Annotated in this window: 15 protein-coding genes and 1 pseudogene; 11 read left to right on the forward strand and 5 right to left on the reverse strand. The window is 68.1% G+C overall.

Going from position 1 to position 21,877, the window contains the following annotated elements; all coding sequences use genetic code 11:
• The first annotated feature begins 28 nt into the window (after positions 1–28).
• From glgA to glgX, 7 genes are read left to right on the forward strand one after another with little or no spacing between them, the layout of a single operon-like run.
• Positions 29–1,588 carry a glycogen synthase GlgA gene (gene glgA, locus ABE464_RS04770; protein WP_346470974.1) on the forward strand — a complete coding sequence of 520 codons (1,560 nt, stop codon included), beginning with the start codon at positions 29–31 and terminating at the stop codon, positions 1,586–1,588.
• Positions 1,585–3,825 (forward strand): 1,4-alpha-glucan branching protein GlgB, encoded by a 2,241-nt coding sequence (glgB, locus tag ABE464_RS04775; RefSeq protein ID WP_346470975.1) that lies wholly within the window; start codon positions 1,585–1,587, stop codon positions 3,823–3,825. Before glgA ends, glgB begins: the two co-directional genes overlap by 4 nt.
• On the forward strand, positions 3,822–5,558 hold the full coding sequence (treZ, locus tag ABE464_RS04780; RefSeq protein WP_346470976.1) for a malto-oligosyltrehalose trehalohydrolase: 1,737 nt from the start codon (positions 3,822–3,824) through the stop codon (positions 5,556–5,558). Before glgB ends, treZ begins: the two co-directional genes overlap by 4 nt.
• Positions 5,555–7,447: a 4-alpha-glucanotransferase gene (locus ABE464_RS04785; RefSeq protein ID WP_346470977.1), complete on the forward strand. Its 1,893-nt coding sequence runs from the start codon at positions 5,555–5,557 to the stop codon at positions 7,445–7,447. Before treZ ends, ABE464_RS04785 begins: the two co-directional genes overlap by 4 nt.
• 1 nt (position 7,448) lies before the next feature.
• Positions 7,449–9,995, forward strand: a complete 2,547-nt coding sequence (gene treY / locus ABE464_RS04790; RefSeq protein ID WP_346470978.1) for a malto-oligosyltrehalose synthase — start codon at positions 7,449–7,451, stop codon at positions 9,993–9,995.
• Positions 9,996–10,005: 10 nt separating this feature from the next.
• The gene (locus ABE464_RS04795; protein ID WP_019184616.1) at positions 10,006–10,170 is read left to right on the forward strand and encodes a DUF2934 domain-containing protein; all 165 of its coding nucleotides are present in this window, start codon (positions 10,006–10,008) and stop codon (positions 10,168–10,170) included.
• Complete coding sequence (gene glgX, locus ABE464_RS04800; RefSeq protein WP_346470979.1) at positions 10,167–12,302, forward strand: glycogen debranching protein GlgX; 2,136 nt, start codon at positions 10,167–10,169, stop codon at positions 12,300–12,302. The genes ABE464_RS04795 and glgX overlap by 4 nt, the downstream gene beginning before the upstream one ends.
• Positions 12,303–12,348: 46 nt before the next feature.
• Here the strand turns inward: glgX and ABE464_RS04805 are convergent, their stop codons facing one another.
• On the reverse strand, positions 12,349–13,257 hold the full coding sequence (locus ABE464_RS04805; RefSeq protein WP_319624634.1) for a LysR family transcriptional regulator: 909 nt from the start codon (positions 13,255–13,257) through the stop codon (positions 12,349–12,351).
• Positions 13,258–13,361: 104 nt separating this feature from the next.
• Between ABE464_RS04805 and ABE464_RS04810 the strand changes: the two genes are divergently transcribed.
• Together ABE464_RS04810 and ABE464_RS04815 are read left to right on the forward strand one after the other, a co-directional pair.
• A complete protein-coding gene (locus ABE464_RS04810; RefSeq protein WP_070473963.1) occupies positions 13,362–14,123 on the forward strand; it encodes an SDR family oxidoreductase in 762 nt (253 codons plus the stop codon).
• Positions 14,124–14,328: 205 nt separating this feature from the next.
• Positions 14,329–14,631 carry a DUF3817 domain-containing protein gene (locus ABE464_RS04815; protein ID WP_037553548.1) on the forward strand — a complete coding sequence of 101 codons (303 nt, stop codon included), beginning with the start codon at positions 14,329–14,331 and terminating at the stop codon, positions 14,629–14,631.
• A gap of 47 nt (positions 14,632–14,678) precedes the next feature.
• Here ABE464_RS04815 and ABE464_RS04820 read toward each other — a convergent pair whose 3' ends face one another.
• From ABE464_RS04820 to ABE464_RS04835, 4 genes and pseudogenes are all read right to left on the reverse strand, one after another.
• A complete protein-coding gene (locus ABE464_RS04820; protein ID WP_070473966.1) occupies positions 14,679–15,002 on the reverse strand; it encodes a thioredoxin family protein in 324 nt (107 codons plus the stop codon).
• Positions 14,996–15,460 (reverse strand): flavodoxin, encoded by a 465-nt coding sequence (locus ABE464_RS04825; RefSeq protein ID WP_346470980.1) that lies wholly within the window; start codon positions 15,458–15,460, stop codon positions 14,996–14,998. Before ABE464_RS04825 ends, ABE464_RS04820 begins: the two co-directional genes overlap by 7 nt.
• 12 nt (positions 15,461–15,472) lie before the next feature.
• Positions 15,473–16,513 (reverse strand): ribonucleotide-diphosphate reductase subunit beta, encoded by a 1,041-nt coding sequence (locus tag ABE464_RS04830; RefSeq protein ID WP_070425230.1) that lies wholly within the window; start codon positions 16,511–16,513, stop codon positions 15,473–15,475.
• Between the two features lie 133 nt (positions 16,514–16,646).
• Positions 16,647–18,947 (reverse strand): annotated as a pseudogene (locus ABE464_RS04835) (ribonucleoside-diphosphate reductase subunit alpha); the annotation flags it as partial.
• Between the two features lie 548 nt (positions 18,948–19,495).
• Here ABE464_RS04835 and ABE464_RS04840 point away from each other — a divergent pair.
• Positions 19,496–20,695, forward strand: a complete 1,200-nt coding sequence (locus tag ABE464_RS04840; protein ID WP_346470981.1) for an MFS transporter — start codon at positions 19,496–19,498, stop codon at positions 20,693–20,695.
• On the forward strand, positions 20,692–21,870 hold the full coding sequence (locus tag ABE464_RS04845; protein ID WP_346470982.1) for an isochorismate synthase: 1,179 nt from the start codon (positions 20,692–20,694) through the stop codon (positions 21,868–21,870). Before ABE464_RS04840 ends, ABE464_RS04845 begins: the two co-directional genes overlap by 4 nt.
• Positions 21,871–21,877 lie beyond the last annotated feature (7 nt).

Consider the following 21,877-nt stretch of genomic DNA (forward strand, 5'->3'; position numbering starts at 1 on the left):
CATGCCTCCCCCGTTGAGTCTTCCCCCAATGTCCGCTCGCAATCGCACCCGTGAGGTCTCCGCCGCCAAGGCCGAGGCCCTGGTCAAAACCGATGCCCTGCGTGCGCGCCGGCGCCGCATCACGCAGACCGTCGTGCCTGGCGACCACATCGAACGTGCCAGTGGCCGCGACCATCGCGTGCTGTTTGTCGTCTCGGAGATGGCCGACTACATCAAGGCCGGCGGCCTGGGTGATGTCGCCGCCTCGCTGCCGCGTGCGCTGCGCGACCGCGCGGACATGCGTGTATTGATTCCCGGCTATCGCGAGGTGCTCGAGCGCACCGGGCCGATCCAGGTGATCGGGCAGACCCCGGCGCACGCGGCGTTGCCAGCCTGCGTGATCGCACACACCGTGCTGGACGACGGATTGCCGGTCTACGTGCTGATCTGCCCGGAGCTCTATGAACGCGACGGCTCGCCGTACGTCGACGCGGCCGGGGAGCCGTGGGCCGACAACGCGGTGCGCTTTGCCACGCTGTCGCGCGCGGCGGCGGTGATCGCCGCAGGTGAGGCCGGCATGGACTGGACGCCGGGCCTGCTGCACCTCAATGACTGGCCGTGCGCGCTGGCCGCAGCCTACGCGCGCTGGTCGGGCAGCAAGGCCTCGTGCCTGCTCACCATCCACAACCTGGCCTACCAGGGCCTGTTCCCGGCCAGCCTGGCCGCGGACCTGGGCATCGCCGAGGCGCAGCGCGAAGCGCTGGATTTCCACGGGCAGCTGTCCTTCCTGCGCGGCGGCATCGTGCATGCCGACCAGGTCAATACGGTCAGCATCAGCTATGCCGCGCAGATCACCGCGCCGGCGGAGGGCTGTGGTCTGGACCGGCTGCTCTCGCGCCGTGCAGCGCTGGGGCACCTGAGCGGCATCGTCAACGGCATCGACAGCAGCTGGGACCCGCGCACCGACCATCACCTGCCGGTGCACTTCAGCGTGCAGTCCTGCGAAGGGCGCGACCACAACGCGCGCCATGTGCGGCGTGCGTTCGGCCTGCCCGAAAGCCGGGGCCCGCTGTTCGCGGTGGTCTCGCGGCTGGTCCACCAGAAGGGCCTGGACCTCACCTGCGACGTCGCCCCGCAGATCGTGGCCGCCGGTGGCCAGTTGGTCATCATCGGCGGTGGCGAGCCACAGATCGAAGCGCAGGTGCGTGAACTCGCGCGCCGCTATCCGGGTAGCGTCTCGGCCTACATCGGTTTCGATGAAACGCTTGCGCGCCGCATGTTCGCCGGCGCCGACTTCCTGCTGATGCCATCGCGGTTCGAGCCGTGCGGCCTGAGCCAGATGTACGCCCAACGCTTCGGCTGCCTGCCGATCGCGCACGCCACCGGCGGCCTGATCGATACCGTGGACGATGGCGTCACCGGCTTCCTGTTCAACGGCGCCGAAGCCGATGCGCTGCGCCGCTGCGTGCAGCGTGCGTTCCGTACCTTCCGTCAGTCCGGGCTGATGGCGGCCATGCGCCGCGCGGCGATGCTGCGCCCGAGCGGCTGGGATATCGCCGGCACGCATTACCTGGATCTTTATCAACGCACCACGGAAGCACGCGCATGAGCACGCAATGGGAACTGGATGCCGGGATCGAGCCCGGCGGTGAGAGCGTGTCCGCAGCACCATTGGCCGAGGCGGCGTTGTCGCCGGCGCGGGCGTCGATTGCCGCCGGCGCGCTTGGCGATGCCTTCGCGCTGCTGGGCCCCCACCGTGATGCCACCGGCGCCTGGCGCCTGCACGTGCTGTTCCCGGCCGCACTCGCGGTCCTGCGCCGTGACGCGGCCGGCCACTGGCGGCCGATGGCCGCCATGGGCGAGGGCATCTTCGAGGCCCCCATCGAGGGGCCCGTGGTGAGCCTGTTGCGGGTCGATTGGGGTGGCGTGCAACAGGAGATCGAAGACGTTTACGCCTTCGGCCCCGTGCTGGACGAGGACGCGCTGGCCGGCATCGCCGCCGGCGACCCGAACAGCATCCGCGTGGCGCTGGGTGCACACCAGGCACAGCAGCAGGGCATCGATGGCGTGCGTTTCGCCGTCTGGGCCCCGAACGCGCGCCGTGTTTCGGTGGTGGGCGACTTCAATGGCTGGGACGGGCGGCGTCACCCGATGCGGCTGCGCCATGGCGCTGGCGTGTGGGAGATCTTCCTGCCGCGCGTGGAGGCCGGCGCGCGCTACAAGTTCGAGATCACCGCGGCCGACGGGACCCGGCTGACCCACAAGGCCGACCCGATGGCCCGCCAGTCCGAGCTGCTGCCGGGCACGGCCTCGGTGGTGGCCGATGGGGCGCAGCGTGCATGGCAGGACGACGCCTGGATGCAGGCGCGCGCATCGATGGATGACCGCGCGATCTCCATCTATGAAGTGCACGCCGGTTCCTGGCGGCGCGGTGAGAACGGCGACGTGCTCGACTGGGACCAGCTCGGCGACCAGCTCATTCCCTACGTGACGGGCCTGGGCTTCACCCATATCGAACTGCTGCCGGTCAGCGAGCATCCGTTCGGCGGTTCGTGGGGCTATCAGCCGCTCGGCCTGTACGCTCCGACCGCGCGGCACGGCGGGCCGGACCGTTTCGCACGCTTCGTCGATCGCTGCCACCAGGCTGGACTCGGCGTGATCGTGGACTGGGTCGGCGCGCATTTCCCATCCGATGCGCATGGCATGCAACGTTTCGATGGCACTGCGCTGTATGAGCACGATGACCCGCGCCAGGGCCTGCACCCGGACTGGGACACGCTGATCTACAACTTCGGCCGCAGCGAAGTGACCGGCTTCCTGATCGGCAGCGCACTGGAGTGGATCGAGCGGTTCCATATCGATGGCCTGCGCGTGGATGCCGTCGCCTCGATGCTGTATCGGGACTACAGCCGCGAGGACGGGCAGTGGATCCCCAACGCGCACGGTGGCCGCGAGAACCTGGAAGCGATCGCCTTCCTGCGCGACCTCAACGATGCCATCGCCCGGCAGGCACGCGGCGTGCTGGTGATCGCCGAGGAGTCCACCGCGTGGCCGGGCGTGACTGCCCCCAGCGGCGAGGGTGGGTTGGGCTTCACCCACAAGTGGAACATGGGGTGGATGCACGACACGCTGAGCTACCTGGGCCGCGACCCGATCCATCGCTCGCACCATCACAGCCAGATGACCTTCAGCGCGATGTACGCCTTCTCCGAGCAGTTCGTCCTGCCGCTCTCCCACGATGAAGTGGTGCACGGAAAGGGATCGCTGCTGGGCAAGATGCCCGGCGACCGCTGGCAGCAGCTGGCCAACCTCAGGGCCTACCTCGGTTTCATGTGGGCCCACCCGGGCAGCAAACTGCTGTTCATGGGCGGCGAATTCGCGCAATGCACGGAATGGAACCACGATGCCCAGCTGGACTGGGCACAGGCGTCCGAGCCGGCCCACGCGGGCGTGGCGCGGATGGTCGGCGACCTCAACCGGCTGCTGCGCGAGCTGCCGGCGCTGCAGCACGGCAACCGGACCGAGCAGGGATTCGAGTGGAGCGTGGGCGACGATCACGTCAACAGCGTGCTCGCCTTCATCCGCCACGATCCGCGTGGGAGCGCCGGCCCGCTGCTGGCGGTCAGCAATTTCACCCCGATGGCGCGCCACGGCTATCGCGTAGGGGTGCCGCACGCCGGGCGCTGGCAGGAAGTGTTCAACAGCGACAGCCGTTTCTACGGTGGCAGTGACATCGGCAACCATGGGCAGGTCGATACCCTGCCGATCGCGATGCACGGGCACGCGCAGTCACTGGCCTTGACCCTGCCGCCGCTGTCCACCGTGTTCCTGCAGGTGGAGGGGTGACGGCGGGAGAGCGATTCGGCGCTTGGCGGCAGCCTGGAGGTGACCATGTCTTCCGTCTCTGGGCGCCGGCCGCGCAGTCCGTGGAGCTGCTGCTCGACGGCGAGGCGCTGCCGATGCAGGCAGCCGACGACGGCAGCTACTGGATCCGGCTGGTGTGTGCAGCGGGGGCGCGCTACCGCTATCGCATCGACGGGACGCTCAGCGTTCCCGATCCGGCCTCGCGCTGGCAACCCGAAGGGCTCAACGGCCCCAGTGCCGTGCTGGACGAAGATGGCCATGCATGGCAACACGCCGATTGGGCGGGCAGGCCGTGGGAGGAAGCCGTCCTCTATGAAGTGCACGTGGGTGCTGTGGGCGGCTACGCCGCGCTGCAGGCGCAACTCCCGGCACTGGCAGCGATGGGCATCACCGCCCTTGAACTGATGCCCCTGGCCACCTTTCCGGGTACGCGCAACTGGGGCTACGACGGCGCATTGCCTTACGCGCCGGCCGCCGCCTATGGCAGCCCGGACGAGCTCAAGGCGCTGATCGACCACGCGCATGCGCTGGGTCTGATGGTGCTGCTGGACGTGGTCTACAACCACTTCGGCCCGGAGGGCAATCATCTGCCGCAGTATGCGCCCGCGTTTTTCCGTGACGACGTCACCACCCCGTGGGGTGCGGCGATCGACTTCCGGGAACCGCACGTGCAGCGCTTTTTCATCGACAACGCGCTGATGTGGCTGCGCGAGTACCGGTTCGATGGCCTGCGCCTTGACGCCGTGCACGCGATCCAGCCGCCGTCGTTCCTCGCCCAGCTGCGCGAGGCGATCCAGACGCACGGGCCGTCGCACCAGGTGCACCTGATCCTGGAGAACGAGCACAACACCGCCTCGCTGCTGGCCGATGGTTACACCGCGCAGTGGAATGACGACTTCCACAACGCGCTGCACGTGTTGCTGACAGGCGAAACCGAGGGCTACTACGCTGATTTCGCGGCCAACCCGACCGCACAGCTGGCGCGGGTGCTGGCCGAGGGATTTGCCTGGCAGGGGGAAGTCAACCGCCTGGGGCACCGGCGGGGCGAACCCAGTGCGGGGCTGTCGCCGGCGCACTTCGTGATCTTCGCGCAGAACCATGACCAGATCGGCAATCGCGCCTTCGGCGACCGCCTGCAGACACTGGTGTCGCCCGAGCGGCTGCAGGTGGCGCTGGCGCTGACCGCCCTGACACCGATGATTCCCTTGTTCTTCATGGGTGAGCCGTGGGGCGCGCGCGAGCCTTTCCTGTTCTTCACCGATTTCGATGCGCCGCTCGACCAGGCGGTACGCGATGGCCGCCGCGCCGAGTTCAGCCACTTCAGTGCCTTTGCCGATCCGCAGGCGCAGGCCTCGATCCCCGACCCAAATGCCCTGGCGACCTTCCAGGCGTCGCAGGCGCCGCTGCCGTCGGCCGAAGCACGTCAGCAGAACCCGTGGCTGGCGGCCTTCCGCAGCGTGCTGACCCTGCGCTGGCAGTATCTGGTGCCGCAATTGCGGCACGCACGCAGCCTAGGCGCGAGCGTGCTCGGCAACGGCGCGGTACGCGCAGGCTGGCAACTGGGCGATGCCCAATGGTGGCTGGCCTTCAACCTTGGCCAGACCGCCGTGCTCGCCGATCTGCCTTATGGCGAAACCGTGCTGCAGCTGGGCGAGGTCGGGCACGGCCAGCTGCTGGCACCGGCCGCGCTGCTGGTGCGGCGCGTGGCGGCATGAACGCCATGCCCGCGCTGGCCAGCCTGGCCGAGGCCGCCGGGCTGCTGATCCGCTGGGAGGACGTGCACGGCACGCCGCGCATCGTCGAACAGGACACACTGCAGAGCGTGCTGGACGCATTGGGCTGGCGCGCGGGAACACCGGCGCAGTGCCAGCAGAGCCTGCAGCATTGCCTGCACGAGCGCGCCGTCCCGTCGCTGCGCACCGTGCAGCTCGGTGAGCCCCTGCTGCTGGACGTGGAAGGCGCAGGTGAGTGGTGCGATGAACGCGGTCACACCATGCCGGCGACGCGGGCACGACCCGGTGTCTGGGTGGTGCCGGAGCAGCCCGGTTACTGGCGCCTGCGCGTCGGGCAGGATGAGCATGCCGTGGCAGTCGCGCCGACGCGCTGCTTCAGCGTGGCCGATGCCACCGGTCTCGCCGAGCCGCGCAGCTGGGGCGCGGTGCTCCAAGTATACGCCGCGCGCCGTGCCGGAGATGACGGCATCGGCGACAGCAGTGCTGCGCAGCAGTGGTGTGAGCGCATTGCCGCCGCCGGTGGCGATGCGGTGGCGCTGAGCCCGCTGCACGCCGCGGGCCGGATCGATGCGTCCTTCAGTCCCTATTCGCCGAGTGACCGTCGCTTTCTCGAGCCGGTGTATGCCGGCACGCTGGAGGAGTGGGACATGGCCGAGGACGATGCGCCGGACCCGACGCCGGCGGATGGCCTGATCGACTGGGCCGGCGCGGCGGCACGCAAGTGGCATCGCCTGCAGCAGTCGTACCAGCGGTTCACCCAGGCACCAGAGGCACTGCAGCGTGATCTGCGTGACTTCGAGCAGGAGGGCGGCGCCACACTGGCTGCGTTCGCACGATGCAACGCCGCCGCGATGGGCCAGCGCGATCCAGCGTTGCAGGTGCATGCGCAATGGCGCGCTGCGCGCAGCTGGCAGCAGGCGCAACGCCGCGCGCATGAGGCCGGCATGGCACTGGGCCTGATCGCCGACCTGGCGGTCGGCTTCACCGCCGACGGCGCCGAGGCGGCCGCGGCTACCGACACCGCCCTGCGTGGGCTGGTACTGGGTGCACCGCCGGACGCCTTCGCCCCTGACGGACAAGTCTGGGGCATCAGCAGCTACTCGCCGGATGGATTGCGCCGCAGCGGCTTTGCGCCGTTCATCACCCTGCTGCGCGCCGTGATGCGTGACCGGGGCGGGGTGCGTATCGACCACATTCTCGGCCTGCAGCGGCTATGGGTGGTGCCGCACGGCGCGGGTTCGGGGCAGGGGGTGTACCTGCGCTATCCGCTGGCCGATCTGCTCAATCTGCTGGCGCTGGAATCCTGGCGCAACCGCTGCATTGTCATCGGCGAAGATCTCGGAGTCGTGCCGCCCGGGATTCGTGACACGTTGGCCGCGCGCGGCGTGCTCGGCATGGATGTGCTCGCCTTCACCCGCGCGCCGGACGGCGACTTCCTGCCGCCGGCGCAGTGGCGGCGCGACGCCGTCGCACTGACCGGCACCCACGATCTGCCGACGCTGGAAGGCTGGCAACACGGCGTTGACCTGCGCTGGCGGGCGCGCTTGAGCGCAGCGCCGGCCGCCGATACCGCGCAGGCCATGGCCGCGCGGCGCGAGGACGTGGCGCGGCTGGCCCGCGCGGTCGGCACCGATGGCGCTGCGCCGGATGCCCTCCGGCTGGCCGCGCTGCGGCAGGTCGCCGCCAGCCCGGCGCCGTTGGCGCTGTTGCCGGTGGAAGACGCGCTGGGCCTGCGTGGCCAGGTCAATCTCCCGGGCACGGTCGCCGTCCACCCGAACTGGCGCCAGCGCCTGCCATCCCCGTTGCCGTTGCGGACGCTGGACCGTTCGCTGCAGCAGTTCGCCGCGGCCCGCCGCCGCCAGGAGCATTGAGATGGTTCCATTCCGCGCCACCGCCCGCCTGCAGCTGCACGCCGGCTTCGATTTCGATGCGGCCCGCGCGCAGGTGGATTACTACGCTTCATTGGGCATCAGTCACCTGTACCTGTCGCCGATCGCCAGCGCGGTGCCCGGTTCCACGCATGGCTACGACGCCATCGATCCCACCACGGTCAATCCGGAGCTGGGCGGGGAGGCCGGGTTGCAGCGTCTTTCCGACGCCGTGCGCGCACGCGGGATGGGTCTGATCCTGGATATCGTGCCGAACCACATGGCGGCGCATCCGCTCAATCCGTACTGGGCCGATGTGCTGGCCCACGGCAAGGCCAGCGCGCATGCCGGCTGGTTCGACATCGCCTGGCGCGCACCGGGGCGTGACGGCAAGCTGTGGCTGCCGGTGCTGGATCGGCCGCTGTCCAGCGCGATCGCCGACGGCGTGCTCACCGTGCAGCGCGCCGCCGACGGATCGGCGGGCGTCGCGCACCACGGCACCGTGTATCCGCTGGCGCCCTCTACCTGGGCCGCAGGCGGGTCGGAGCTGACGGCACCGGCCCTGGCCGGCGTTCTGGCGGCGCAGCCGTACCGGCTGGCGTGGTGGCGCAGTGGCGATGACCGGATCAACTACCGTCGCTTCTTCACCATCGCCTCGCTGGTCGCGCTGCAGATGCACCGCCGCGATGTCTTCGAGACCGTGCACGCACTTCCGCTGCGCCTGGTGGCGGAGGGACGGGTGGATGGCCTGCGCGTGGACCACGTGGATGGACTCCGCGATCCGGCCGGTTACCTGCACCGGCTGCGCGCAGCGCTGGACGCTGCCGGCGCCTTCCGTGGGCTGTCGCCTGGCGCGCTGGGCCTGTGGGTGGAGAAGATCCTGGCGCCGGATGAAGCATTGCGGGTGGACTGGCCGTGCGATGGCACCACCGGCTACGACTTCATGGACCAGGTCGGTGCATTGCTGCACAGCGGTGCCGGCGGCAACCCGCTGACACGGCACTGGCAGCAGGTCACCGGTGACCCCCGCAGCTTCCGCGAGGTGGAACTAGAGGCCAGGCGCGACGTGCTGGAGCACGGCCTGCGTGCCGAGTTCGATGCCTTCGTCGCCCGCCTCGTCCGCCTTTCGCGCCTCACCGGCGGCATCGCCGCTGATTTCGGCAGGCCCCTGCTGGCGCGCGCGGCGTTGTCCTTGTTGAGTCACTTCCCGGTGTACCGCAGCTATCTCACCCACGCGGCTCCGGGCGCTGAGGATCGTCGGCTGTGGCAGCAGGCCATCGAGGCGGCCATCGCCGGCAGCGCGCCGGACCAGGTGGCTGCGGTCGAGCAGATCGCCGCGTGGGTGCTGGCGCCGCCATCGCAGGAGGATGACCCGGCGCTGCATCGCCGCTGCCTGGCGCTGCGGCAGCGGGCCCAGCTGCTCAGCGCGCCGCTCAACGCCAAGGCAGTGGAGGACAGCAGCTTCTATCGGCATGCGCCGCTGTTGTCCCGCAACGAGGTCGGCAGCCATCCAACGGTGCCGAGTGTGTCGGCACCGCGTTTCCATGGATTCATGCGCGCCCGCCACGACCAGCACCCGCGCAGCCTGCTTGCCACGGCCACGCATGACCATAAACGCGGCGAAGACGCCCGGATGCGATTGGCGGTGGTGTCAGCGTGGCCCGAATGGTGGCTGCGCCAGGTGCGTCGCTTCGAACGGCTCGCAGCGTCCCTCGGTGCCGGTGCACTGCACGCGGCGGACCGCGAGATGCTGTGGCAGACACTGGTCTCGGTCTGGCCGGCCGAGGGCGGATCAGGCGCTGATCTCGCTGCGCGCGTGGTGCAGTGGCAGGCCAAGGCGCTGCGCGAGGGTGGCCAGCGCAGCAGTTGGGGCCATCCGGATGAGGCTTACGAGTCGTGCGCGGCGGCCGTGGTGGAAGCACTGATCGACAGCGAGGCCGGGCAGGCGTTCCGCGCGGCCGTGCAGGACGTCGTGGCGCGCATCGCGCCGGCCGGGGCGCGTTTCAGCCTGAGCCAGACCGCGCTGCGGCTGAGCGTGCCGGGCGTGCCGGATCTGTACCAGGGCACCGAAGGCTGGGATCTGTCATTGGTGGACCCGGACAACCGGCGGCCGGTGGACTATGCGCTGCGTGGCCACTGGCGCCGGGATGAGCGTGCGTGGCCGGTACTGCTGCAGGGGTGGCGCGATGGCGTGGCCAAGGCGCGCCTGGTGCAGACCCTGCTGCAGGCCCGGAGCAGCGCCCCGGAGCTGTTCGCGCTGGGCGGCTATGTGCCATTGCCGACCACGCTGCCCGAACGCGTGCTGGCCTTCGCGCGCGAACACGGCGCGCAGCGGCTGATCGTGGTCGCCGCGATCGCCACCACCGTGCGTCCCGCGCAGGAAGTCACTGCGGCGTTGCCTGCGCGGTTCTGGGGCACGGGCCGCGTGACGATTCCGCAGGGGCGCTATCGCAATCTGCTCACCGGCACGTCGGTAGAAATCACCGACCCCGATATTTCCCTGCGGGCGCTGTCCGATGGCAGCCCCGTGACCCTGCTGATCAACGAGTGAAGCAAGCGCAATGGACGAAAACGAACGACGTGAACGCATCGGGGCCCTGGCCCGCCAGATCTGGGAAGCCGAAGGCCGTCCGGACGGGCAGGACCAACGGCATTGGTTGATGGCCGAACGGCTGTTCGATGCCGAGCTGCAGGCCGCGGGCCACACCGTCGAGACGCGCCGATGAGTGCCCGCCAGTTTGCCCAGTCCTCGCGCCTGCGGGGCGGACGCCCCTTCCCGTTGGGGGCCACCTGGGATGGCCTGGGCGTCAACTTCGCGCTGTACAGCCGGCATGCGACCAAGGTCGAGCTGTGCCTGTTCAACGAGCGTGGCCGTGAGGTCGAGCGCATCGTGCTGCCCGAGTACACCGATGAAATCTGGCACGGCTATCTGCCAGACGCACGGCCCGGCCAGCGCTACGGCTACCGGGTGCATGGTCCCTACGCACCGGAAGCCGGCCACCGGTTCAACCCCAACAAACTGCTGCTGGATCCGTATGCCAAGCAGATCGTCGGCCAGCTCAAGTGGGCGCCGGCGCTGTTCGGCTACACGATCGGGCACAAGGACAAGGACCTGAGCTTCGACAAACGCGACAGCGCGCCGTACATGCCGCGATGCGCCGTGGTCGATCCGGCCTTCACCTGGGGCCGCGACACCGCACCGGCCACGCCGTGGGAGGACACGGTCATCTACGAAGCCCACCTGCGCGGCCTGTCGATGCTGCACCCACAGGTGCCTGAGCAGGCACGTGGCTCCTTCTCCGCGCTGAAGCAGGACGCGCTGCTGGATCACCTCCGCCAGCTCGGCGTGACTGCGCTGGAACTGCTGCCGATCCATGCCCACGTGGACGACCAGCATCTGCTCGAGCGCGGCCTGCGCAACTACTGGGGCTACAACACGCTGGCCTTCTTCGCGCCCGAACCGCGCTTCATGTCCACCTCCACCATCGCCGAGTTCAAGCAGATGGTGGCCTGCGTGCATGACGCCGGGCTGGAAGTGATCCTGGACGTGGTCTACAACCACACCGCCGAAGGCAACGAGCTCGGCCCGACGCTGTCGTTCAAGGGCATCGACAATGCCAGCTACTACCGGCTTGCCGATGACCCGCGCTACTACATCAACGATACCGGCACCGGCAACACCTTCGACCTGACCAACGCCGGTGCGCTGCGGATGGTGATGGACTCGCTGCGCTACTGGGTGCAGGACATGCACGTGGATGGCTTTCGCTTCGACCTGGCCACCATCCTGGGCCGCGAACGCGCCGGCTTCGATCCATCGGGCAGCTTCATGGATGCCGTGCGCCAGGACCCGGTGCTGAGCCAGGTCAAGCTGATCGCCGAGCCGTGGGACATCGGGCCGGGCGGCTACCAGCTGGGGCAGTTCGCACCGGGCTGGGCCGAATGGAACGACCGTTTCCGTGACAACGTGCGGGCACTGTGGCGCGGCGATGGCGGCCAGCTGGCCGAGTTCGCCACCCGCCTGATGGGCTCTGCCGATCTGTTCAACCACAAGGGACGGCGGCCGGCCGCGTCGGTGAATTTCGTCACCGCCCACGATGGCTTCACCCTCAATGACCTGGTCAGCTACAACGACAAGCACAACGAGGCCAACGGCGAAGACGGGCGCGACGGCAGCGACAACAACATCTCCGTCAACCACGGCGCCGAAGGCCCTACCGAAGACGAGGGCATCAACACGATCCGGGCGCGGCAGATGCGCAACATGCTGGCCAGCCTGCTGCTCGCCCAGGGCACGCCGATGCTGCTGGCCGGGGACGAGTTCGCGCGCAGCCAGGGCGGCAACAACAACGCCTACTGCCAGGACAACCCGCTCACGTGGATCGACTGGCAGCAGGCCGCCAGCCCGGCAGGCCGCCAGCAGTCGCTGTTCGTACGCCGGCTGCTGTCGTTGCGCCGCCGCTACCCGCAGCTGCGCCGCGGCCGCTTCCTGGACGCCCGCGACGAGCAGGGAGAAGGCTATGACGTGCGCTGGCTGCGCCCGGATGGCCAGCCCATGGAAGATGGCGACTGGCATGATGGCGAGGCCCGCAGCCTGGCGCTGCACCTGGGGGCCGCCCGTCAGGAAGACACGCCGCGCGGTCCCGAGCATGCGCACCTGCTGTTGATGTTCAATGCCTCGCACGCGCCGCAGGCGTTCGTGCCGCCCTTGATCGACGATGAACACTGGCGCGTGCTGATCAGCACCATCGACGGTGCGCCGCTGCAGGCGGATGCGGAAGGCCACTGGCCTCTGCCGGACCGCGCGATCGTGGTGCTCAGCAGTCGCCGCAACCGCCATTCCGACATGGAAGGCTGAGCTGACGCTGCCCTCCCGGCACGATGCCGTGCCGGGAGGTCCCAGGTCAGCGCTCCTGGTCCAGCTCGCGCCGGACCACGCCGGCGACCCAGTCCATGAACGCCGCCACCCGTCGCGGTAGATGACGGCGTTGCGCGTAGAGCAGGGTCACCGGCATCGGCTCTGCTTTCACGTCCGCGAGGATCTCCACCAGGGTGCCCGAGGCCAGTGCCTGGCGCACGCCGAGCAGCGGGACTTGGATGATCCCCAGCCCGGCCAGGGCTGTCGCGGTATAGCCCTCGCCACTGTTGACCGTCACCGCACCGCCCATGGGCAGGCTCTGATAGGTCTGCCCGTCGTAATACTCGAATCCGGGCGAACGCTGACCGAGGGTGCTCACGTAATGCACCAGCGCGTGGCCGGCCAGGTCGGCCAGCGTGGTCGGCGTGCCCCGGGCGGCGAGGTAGGCCGGGCTGGCGCAGTTGATGATCGGCAGCTGGCCCAGCGGGCGGGCCACCAGCGTGTTGTCGTCCAGTGGACCGACCCGGAGCACGCAGTCGAACCCTTCGCGGATCAGATCGACCCGGCGGTCGGTACCGCTCACTTCCATCTCCACGCCAGGGTGCTGGGCCAGGAAGGCAGGCAGCTGCGGTATCACCAGTTGCCGGGCCAGCCCGCTGGACATATCCACCCGCAGCCGCCCCTTCAGCTGCGCCGTATCGACCCGGAACATGCCCTGCAGGTCGTCCATGTCATGCAGCAGATCGTGTGCCCGCGCCTGGAACTGGGCACCGTCAGCGGTCAGCTGCACCCGGCGGGTGGTCCGATGCAGCAGTTGCACACCCACATCCGCTTCCAGTCGCTGCACGGCCAGCGACACGCTGGCCTTGGGTAGGCCCAGGCTGTCGGCGGCGCCGGTGAAGGAGCCGAGTTCGGCCACCCGGAGGAAGCAGCGCAGGTGATCGAGGCGATCCATGGATTGTTCGTGATTATTGGATAGTCAAATCAGCATCCGCCGATTTATCCGCGCACGCAACACCAATAGGCTGACAACCATTCCCACAACGCAGGTGTACTGACATGCGCAACGCAACCCGAGTCGTCCTGATCACCGGCGGCAGCCGTGGCCTGGGCCGCAATGCCGCCCTCGCACTGGCCGCCGACGGCGCCGATATCGTGCTCACCTATCGCAGCCAGGCCGGCGCCGCCCAGGAAGTGGTCGCGCAGATCGAAGCACTCGGCCGTCGCGCGGCCGTGCTTCCCTTGGACATGGCCGACAGCACCGGTTTTGCTGACTTCGCCAGCCAGGTCCGCAGCGTGCTTGATGGCTGGGGCGAGACCCATCTGCAGGGCCTGCTCAACAATGCCGGCGAAGGCCTGCACGCGATGATCGCCGACACCACGGTCGATCAGTTCGACGCCCTGGTCGCGGTCCATCTGAAGGGACCGTACTTCCTGACCCAGGCGGTGTTGCCGCTGCTTGCCGATGGCGGCCGCATCCTCAACGTCTCCAGCGGGCTGGCACGCTTCTCGCTGCCGGGCAGCTCGGCCTACGCGATGATGAAGGGTGGCATCGAAGTGTTTACCCGTTACCTGGCCAAGGAACTGGGCGCCCGCGGCATCAGTGCCAACACGCTCGCCCCCGGCGCGATCGAAACCGACTTCGGTGGCGGCCGCGTGCGCGACGACGCGCAGGTCAATGCGATGGTGTCCTCGGTCACCGCGATGGGCCGCCCGGGCAAGCCGGACGACATCGGTCCGGTGGCGGTGGCGCTGCTGTCGCCGCAGACGGCGTGGATCAACGCGCAGCGGGTGGAGGCGTCGGGCGGCATGTTCGTCTGAGATCGCGGGCGGTCAAAGCGGCCATCGTGTGGCACGCGCGGTTCTCATTGCTGGCAGCGGATCGAGGGCCGGTCACGACCGTGGGTCGTGACGCGCTCGGCTGATCGAGTGAGAATGGTTCGCATCAAGCGCCGTCAATGGCTATGATGCGGGTCCTTCCGCCACGCTCGAGCCTGCCTTGAAGACTGCTTCGCCACTCAGCCCGATGGGCCGCGTCTTCGCCACGGTGGCCTTCGTCGAAGCCCTGACGTGGGCCGGCCTGTTGATCGGCATGTACTTCAAGTACCACGCAGCGGATCCAACGCCGGTCGGCGTCAAGGTGTTTGGACCGGTGCACGGCGTCGCCTTCATGGTCTACGTCGTGGTGTCGGTCCTGGCTGCAATCCGCTTGCGTTGGCCGTGGTGGGCCGCACTGCTGGCACTGGCCGCGGCGGTGCCGCCATTGGTCACGCTGCCACTGGAATGGTGGTTCAAGCGCCGGGGGCTGTTGTCCGCGCCGCTGCGTTGAAGCTTCCACGGTAAGCCCGCGCAACCGCGGGCCTGCCCTCCAGGGCGTCACCCATCGCCCAACACCGCCAGGATCTGCTTCGGCGTCTGGAACCCCGCCAGTCGGGCGGTTTCGTGACCGTCGCGCACCACCAGCAGCGTCGGTGTCTGGCGCAACCCCAGCTCGCGGAACAAGCCCTCACCCACAGTTTCCAGCTTCACCTTCAACACCGTCATCCCTGCGTCTGCGATGGCGCCGGAGACACTGGCCAACGACATCTCCAGCATCCGGCACCCGGGGCAATCGTCCTTGTGGAAGTCCACCAGCAGCGCAGGGTGTTCGCGCAGGGCGGCGTGGTAATCCTCAGCGGTCCGGGCGTGCAGGGTCAGCATGTCGTGAATGTCTCGGTAGTGGCCAACACGGCGTCGGTCCAGTGGTGGATGGCGTGGGTGTCGGCGGCGCCGTGCGGCATCTGCTCGATCTCCAGCACGGGGTACGGGGAGTGGAAGAAGCGCGCCAGGCGGTGCGCGGCGCCGCAGTAGTACTCTTCGCCCCATTGGGTCTCGCCGGTGCCGAACACCGCGGCCGGGAAGGGCAGGGGCAACCCGAAACGATCCCGCAGCGCGGCCACGCAGTCCTTCATTTCCGCCGGGGTGCGCCCGGCGTTGTCGGTCCATGAGCCAAGCAGGCACAGGGCGGGGGGATTGGCGGGCAAGGCCAGGGCGATGTCGCCGGTATCGACGTCGAGCCAGTCCACGCGGTGGCCCAGCGCTTCGCAGCGGGCCCGGACCAGCATGGCGACCTCGCGGGTGTTGCCGCTCAGCGAGACGAACGCCAGCAGGATATGCATCGGCATGCGTCCTTACAGATCGTCGAAACCGTTGTCCGAATTGGTCTTCTTGTAGCTGGCGTTGCGCATCTCGAAGAAGTCGGTCTTGGTTTCGGTGAAGTTGTCGGCGTAGGCCTTGATCCACGGCATCACGTTGACGTTGGTCTCGCTGTACAGCTTCTCGATCCCGAGCATGCCGGCCATCTTGTTGGCGCGGTACTTCACGTAGCGGATCATCTCGTCCACATCGATGCCGTCGATGCCGTCGAGCACTTCCCCGGTCCAACGCGTCTCCAGCTGGATGGCGTGCTCGAAGGCCTCGTGTACGTAGGCGGTCAGCTGCTCGCCCTGCAGGGCAGGGTTCTCGCCGATGATGGCCCGGATCAGCTCACTGATGAACTTGGTGTGGGCCAGCTCGTCGCGGTTGATGAAGCTGATGATCTTGCCGGTGCCGGTCATGCGGTTCTGGCGGACCAGGTTGTAGAAGAACGCGAAGCCGGAGTAGAAGTTGATGCCTTCCAGGATCGAGGACTGGATCAGCGCGCGGATCAGCGTCTCGGCGGTCTTCTCGCGCATGAAGTCATCGTAGGACTGCATGATCGGTGCGTTGCGGGCGAGGATGGTCGGGTGCGTGCGGGCGATCTCGAACACCCGGTTCTGGTCGGCCAGCCCGGCGATGGAGGCGAGTACGTAGCTGTAGCTTTCGTTGTGGATCACTTCCTGCTGGCCGATGATCGCCGCATTGGCGTGCGCGGCGGGGTCGGTGATGTACTCGGCGACGTTGTAGATGAAGCGCGTCTGCGGGGAATCCAGCGTGGCGAGCAGGCCAATGATCGAGTCGTACGCGTTCTTCTCGCGCGCATTGAGCTCGCCGTACTGGCGCGCGTCGCCCTTCATGTCGACTTCGTCGGGAATCCAGAAGTTGGTCGAGAGCTCCTTGTACGCCCGGTAGAAGGACGGGTAGGGGATGTCGTTCCAGTTGAGGATGCCGCTGGTGCGGCCATTGATGATGCCGGTGGAGCGGTTGGGGTGGCGCGGTTCGAGGATCTTGATGCGTTCGAGGGGGATGGCCATGGGGGTGTGTCCTGGAGCAGAGCCCCCCTGAGTCAGGGGGCGGCCGCGAAGCGGCGGGGGTCTGGGTGGTTGTAATGCGGGGCCCATGGTTTGCACAGCGAACCATGGGAGCGTCAGCGCGAATGCGATGCGCCTACCCGCACCATTCGCATTCGGCGATGTCGATATCGTTTGAGCGCACGTAGTAGGTCGTCTTCAGTCCCTCGCGCCACGCACTCATGTGCAGCGCGAGCAGAGTGCTGGCGCGGATGGTGCTGGGCACGTACAGGTTGAAGCTGATCGACTGGTCCACGTGGCGCTGGCGGCGGGCGTTCTGGCGGATGCTGGCGAACTGGTCCACCCGGTAGGCGCCTTTCACGTAGTACGGGTAGGTCTCCAGCGAGAGCCCCGGTGCGGCGACCGGGCGGCGGAAGTCCTTCTTCTCTTCGTAATAGAACGCGCCGTAGACCGGGTCGATCGAGGCGGTGGAGCCGGCGATCTGGGCGGTGCTCATGTTCGGGGCGACCGCCATCAGCCACCCATTGCGCAGGCCGTTGACACCCACCTGAGCGGCCAGTTCCCGCCATGCCGGGCTGTCATAGCTACGGGCGCGGAAGTACTCGCCGTTCTGCCAGTCGCTGCCGACAAAGGCGCTATAGCGCCCCTTTTCCTTGGCCAGGGTCATGCTGGCCTGGATGGTCAGGTAGTTGATGCGTTCGTACAGACTGTCCGCGTAGTCCTCGGCCTGGGTGGAATTCCACTCGATCTGCTGCAGGGCCAGCAGGTGATGCCAGCCAAACGTGCCCAGCCCGATCGCGCGGTACTTGCGGTTGGTGATGGTCGCCTGCGGCACCGGCAGCTGGTTGAGGTCGATCACGTTGTCCAGCATCCGCACCTGGATCGGCACCAGCCGCTCCAGCACGTCGCTGGTCAGCAGGTCCGGGGCGGCCGTTACAGCGCGCCCCAGGTTGATCGAGGACAGATTGCAGACCACGAAATCGCCGGCCTGTTTGGTCGTCACGATCTGGTCGCCGCTGATCATCTCCTGGATCATGCGGGTGGGGCTCATGTTCTGCAGGATCTCCGTGCACAGGTTGCTGGAGTAGATGCTGCCGGCATGCTTGTTCGGGTTCATCCGGTTTACTTCGTCCCGGTAGAACATGAAAGGATTGCCGGTCTCCAGCTGGCTCACCATGATCCGCTTGAACAGGTCGATGGCCTTGATCGTGCGCCGGCTGATCCGCTCGTCGGCCACGACCTCCTGATACTTCTCGCGGAAGCTGCCCTGTCCACGCTGCTCATCGTGGAAGTCCTGCAGGTACCAGCCCTTGATCCGCTTCACCTCATACGGGTCGAACAGATACCAGTCGCCGCGCCGTTCCACCGCTTCCATGAACAGGTCCGGCAGGCACACCGAGGTGAACACATCGTGCGCGCGCAGGCGCTGGTCACCGTTGTTCAGGCGCAGGTCGAGGAAGGCCTCGATGTCGCGGTGCCAGACATCCAGATACACCGCGATCGCACCCTTGCGCTGGCCCAGCTGATCTACGCTGACGGCCGTGTTGTTGAGCTGCTTGATCCACGGCACCACGCCGCCGGAGGAATTGGCTACGCCGCGGATCGAAGAACCGGCCGAGCGGACATAGCCCAGATAGGCGCCCACGCCGCCGCCGTGCTTGGAGACCCGCGCCACGTCGGTGTTGGAGTCGTAGATGCCCTGCAGGCTGTCGTCGACCGTGTCGATGAAGCACGAGGACAGCTGGCCGCCGACCTTGCCGGCATTGGCAAGTGTCGGCGTCGCCACCGTCATGTACAGGTTGGACAGCGCCCAGTACGCCTCACGTACCAGCAGCATGCGACGGCGTCGCGAGCGCTCGCCGTGCTCGTGTTCGTGCTGCATCAGGTACAGCGCGATCGTCAGCCAGCGCTCCTGCGGCAGTTCGTACACCGCACGCGACTGATCGGTAGCGAGGTAGCGGGTGGCCAGCAGGTACAGCCCGTTGTAGGCGAACAAGGTGTCGCGCTCGGGCTCGATCATCTGCCCGGCTTCCTCAAGTTCGTCCTTGGAATAGGCCTTGAGGATGTCGATTGAATACACGTTGCGGTCCGCCAGGCTCTCCTGCAGGCCCACATAGGAGCCGTACTTCAGCGTGGCATCGTAGAACCGGTTCTTGCTGGCGCGCTTGTACAGGCGCCTCAGGTAAAGGCGGGCGGCGAAATGCTCCCAGTCCGGCGCGATCAGATCGATACGCGATTCCGCTTCGCGGATCAGCAGGTCCACCATCTCATCAGCGCTGAGCTGCTGCCGCCTGGCGATCTGCGCCAGCACGCTGCGCAGGTAGTCCGCCACGTCCAACTGCGGGAACTCGGCATGCACGCTGTGCACCGTGCGCTCTAGCCGCGTCTGGTCGAAGGGCATGCGTCGATTGCCGCCTTCCTTGGTGATCCAGAGCGTTTCAGTGCCGGTGGCGGCCTCAAAGGCGGTGTCGATGGGCGGGGTGAGGGTCGAAGCGACGGTGTCGTCGGTGTTCATGCGTTCTCCATGCAGGGCGCAGAGACCAGCAGGCAGCGCGGCAGAGCCGTGCGGCAGCCGGACAGAAGGCGTGATTGGTGGGCAGGCCCTGCGTGTGCAGGAATACGTCGCCGCTGGCTCACATCGGTGGCGACGGGCCGTGCTTCCAGGCGCCGGTCGGGTGGGCGCAACGGGGCGTTGAAGACCAACGCGGCGTGGCGACGGTGCACCGGGCCTGGCGGAAGCGGGGAGCCGATGCGCACAACATAGTGGGGTGCGGCTGGCGCGTCAACCGAAGATGTAGTGCTTTTTTGTCGCAGGGGGAGGGCAGCAAGTACATGAACATTCCGTACAGCCTGCACTATCAAACGCAAATGCGAGCCGTTATCATTTGATAGATCACAGGGCGGTGATGCGTTCGCAACCGGATGGCAGAGCCGCGCGCGCGTTGGCGCACCGCGTGGTTCAACTTCTTATTGGCTGTGGTGTCCATGTCTTCACGTCCTGTCGTCTCCGGTTTGCCCGCCCTCGTTTCCGCCGCGTTGCTCGGCACCATGGCGATGATGGCGTTCGTGTCCGTGATCGGGCCGGTGGTGCGGGTGTTGGGCCTGGCCGAATGGCACGCCGGCCTGTCGGTCACCGCGGCGGGCGTGTTGTGGATGCTGTCGGCCCGCCGCTGGGGCGCGCTCAGCGATCGCATTGGCCGCAAGCGCGTGCTGCTGATCGCACTGGCGGCCTACGCCGCGATCTACGTGGCGTTGGCGGTGTTCGTCGATGTCGCGCTGACCTCACCGCCGGCGATCTGGATCTCCGTGCTGGTCCTGGTCGGCACGCGCGCCCTGGTCGGGCTGTTCTACGCCGCCGTGCCGCCGACCGCCGCGGCCATCATTGCTGACCAGGCCGCCCCGGGGCAGCGCGGCAGCGTAATGGCCAAGCTCGGCACCGCCAACGCGCTGGGCATGGTGATGGGTCCTGCCGCCGCCGGCTGGATCGCCTATAAGAACCTCTCCCTCACGCTGTATGTGGCCGCGCTGTTGCCGCTGCTGTCGTTGTTGATGATCTGGTGGCGCCTGCCGAACACCCCGCCGGTCGCGCCGACGCACAGCGGCCCCAAGCCAACGCTGGGGCTGGGCGATGCACGCCTGCGGCTGCCGTTGCTGGCCGTGTTCGCCGCGATGATCTCGGTGACCATCGCCCAGGTCACGGTCGGCTTCTTCGCCATCGACCGCCTTCAATTGTCGCCGGCAGATGGCGCACGCATGGCCGGGCTGGCACTGACCGCGGTCGGCGTCGGCCTGATCTTCGCCCAGGGCCTGGTGATGAAGCTCAAGGACATCCGCCCCACGCGCTGGATCGTGGTCGGCGCGCTGATCTCCGGTCTCGGCTTTGCGTCGGTCGCGCTGGTCAGCGTGCCGTGGCAGCTGCTGGCCAGCTATGCGGTCGCGGCGTTCGGGATGGGCTTCGTGTTCCCCAACTTCCAGGCGCTGGCCGCCGATTCGGTGGAGGCGCACGAGCAGGGCGCCGCCGCCGGCACCGTGGCCTCGGTGCAGGGCATGGGCATGGTGGTCGGGCCGATGATCGGCACACTGCTGTACCGGTGGTCGCCCAGCGCGCCGTATCTGCTGGTCGGCGCGGTACTGTTGATCCTGGCGGCCGCTGCGGCCCTGCATCGCACGCGGGGTGCGGCATGAACGAAATGCTCGCCACCGGCGTGCCTGATGAGATGGCTGACACCGCCACGCTCGACACGGCTGACGCGCCGTATTTCCTGCTGCGCAGCCCGCAGCAGGCGATGGAAGCGCAGGGTGTGCGTGCGCGGCTGCCGTCCGGCGCCACCGCCACGCTGGCCGATCGCGTGGCCACGTTCTTTGCCGCACCGCGCTCCGGCCCGCGCCTGCTGGTGGGCGCGGTGCCGTTTGATCCGGAGCAGGGCGATGCGCTGTATCAGCCGGATCAGGTCTCCGGCCAGCCCACAGTGGTCCGTGTGGAAACGCCGACGCTCGTCGGTGATGTGCTCGCCGAACCGTCTGCGGAGGCGTACGCGCAGGCAGTAGCAACTGCTGTCACGGAGCTGCAGCGCAGCGACAGCCCGTTGGAAAAAGTCGTCCTGGCACGCAGCCTGCGGGTCACCACCGCGCAGCCGCTGCATCCGCGCGTACTTGCCGCGCGCCTGGGCAAAGACCCGAGCGTGGCGACGTACGTGGTACCAGTGCCCGCGGGACGCGGCAACGCCCCGGCCTGGCTGGTCGGCGCCACCCCGGAGCTGCTTGTCTCCAAGCGCGGTGACCGCGTGCTGTCGCATCCGCTGGCCGGCTCGGCCCGTCGTTCGGCCGACCCTGCCGAGGATGCACGTGCCGCGGAAACGCTGCTGGCCTCGGCCAAGGACCATGACGAGCACCGCCATGTGGTCGAGGCCATCGTGGCCGCGCTCGCGCCGCTCTGCCATCAGGTCGAGGCACAACCACGGCCGACGCTGCACGCCACTGCCACCATGTGGCATCTCGGTACCCGCATCCACGGCACGCTGAAGGATGCTGCGGTGTCCTCGGCTGCCTTGGTCGCGCTGCTGCATCCCACCCCGGCGGTCTGCGGCACGCCGCGCCAGCCCGCGCTGGAGCTGATCCGCCAGGCCGAGCCGGTCGCGCGGGGCTTTTATGCCGGCGCTGTCGGCTGGACCGATGCCCAAGGTGATGGCGACTGGTACGTGGCGATCCGCTGCGCTCGCGTGCAGGGCACCGAAGTGCGCCTGTATGCCGGTGCCGGCATCGTCGCCGAGTCCCAGCCCGATCTCGAGGTGGCCGAAACGGCTGCCAAGTTCATGGCCCTGCTGACCGCGCTCGGCGTCCATGACGTTCGTCCTTTCTGATGTGCGG

The organism is Stenotrophomonas sp. TWI587, from assembly GCF_039674145.1.
GTDB classification, from domain to species: Bacteria; Pseudomonadota; Gammaproteobacteria; order Xanthomonadales; family Xanthomonadaceae; genus Stenotrophomonas; species Stenotrophomonas maltophilia_AY.

Excerpts from the sequence above, each read along its gene's own strand:
- glgA (WP_346470974.1), top strand. The coding sequence starts at position 29 with ATGTCCGCTCGCAATCGCACCCGTGAGGTCTCCGCCGCCAAGGCCGAG.
- glgB (WP_346470975.1), top strand. The coding sequence starts at position 1,585 with ATGAGCACGCAATGGGAACTGGATGCCGGGATCGAGCCCGGCGGTGAG.
- ABE464_RS04785 (WP_346470977.1), top strand. The coding sequence starts at position 5,555 with ATGAACGCCATGCCCGCGCTGGCCAGCCTGGCCGAGGCCGCCGGGCTG.
- treY (WP_346470978.1), top strand. The coding sequence starts at position 7,449 with ATGGTTCCATTCCGCGCCACCGCCCGCCTGCAGCTGCACGCCGGCTTC.
- ABE464_RS04795 (WP_019184616.1), top strand. The coding sequence starts at position 10,006 with ATGGACGAAAACGAACGACGTGAACGCATCGGGGCCCTGGCCCGCCAG.
- glgX (WP_346470979.1), top strand. The coding sequence starts at position 10,167 with ATGAGTGCCCGCCAGTTTGCCCAGTCCTCGCGCCTGCGGGGCGGACGC.
- ABE464_RS04805 (WP_319624634.1), bottom strand. The coding sequence starts at position 13,257 with ATGGATCGCCTCGATCACCTGCGCTGCTTCCTCCGGGTGGCCGAACTC.
- ABE464_RS04810 (WP_070473963.1), top strand. The coding sequence starts at position 13,362 with ATGCGCAACGCAACCCGAGTCGTCCTGATCACCGGCGGCAGCCGTGGC.
- ABE464_RS04815 (WP_037553548.1), top strand. The coding sequence starts at position 14,329 with ATGGGCCGCGTCTTCGCCACGGTGGCCTTCGTCGAAGCCCTGACGTGG.
- ABE464_RS04820 (WP_070473966.1), bottom strand. The coding sequence starts at position 15,002 with ATGCTGACCCTGCACGCCCGGACCGCTGAGGATTACCACGCCGCCCTG.
- ABE464_RS04825 (WP_346470980.1), bottom strand. The coding sequence starts at position 15,460 with ATGCATATCCTGCTGGCGTTCGTCTCGCTGAGCGGCAACACCCGCGAG.
- ABE464_RS04830 (WP_070425230.1), bottom strand. The coding sequence starts at position 16,513 with ATGGCCATCCCCCTCGAACGCATCAAGATCCTCGAACCGCGCCACCCC.
- ABE464_RS04840 (WP_346470981.1), top strand. The coding sequence starts at position 19,496 with ATGTCTTCACGTCCTGTCGTCTCCGGTTTGCCCGCCCTCGTTTCCGCC.
- ABE464_RS04845 (WP_346470982.1), top strand. The coding sequence starts at position 20,692 with ATGAACGAAATGCTCGCCACCGGCGTGCCTGATGAGATGGCTGACACC.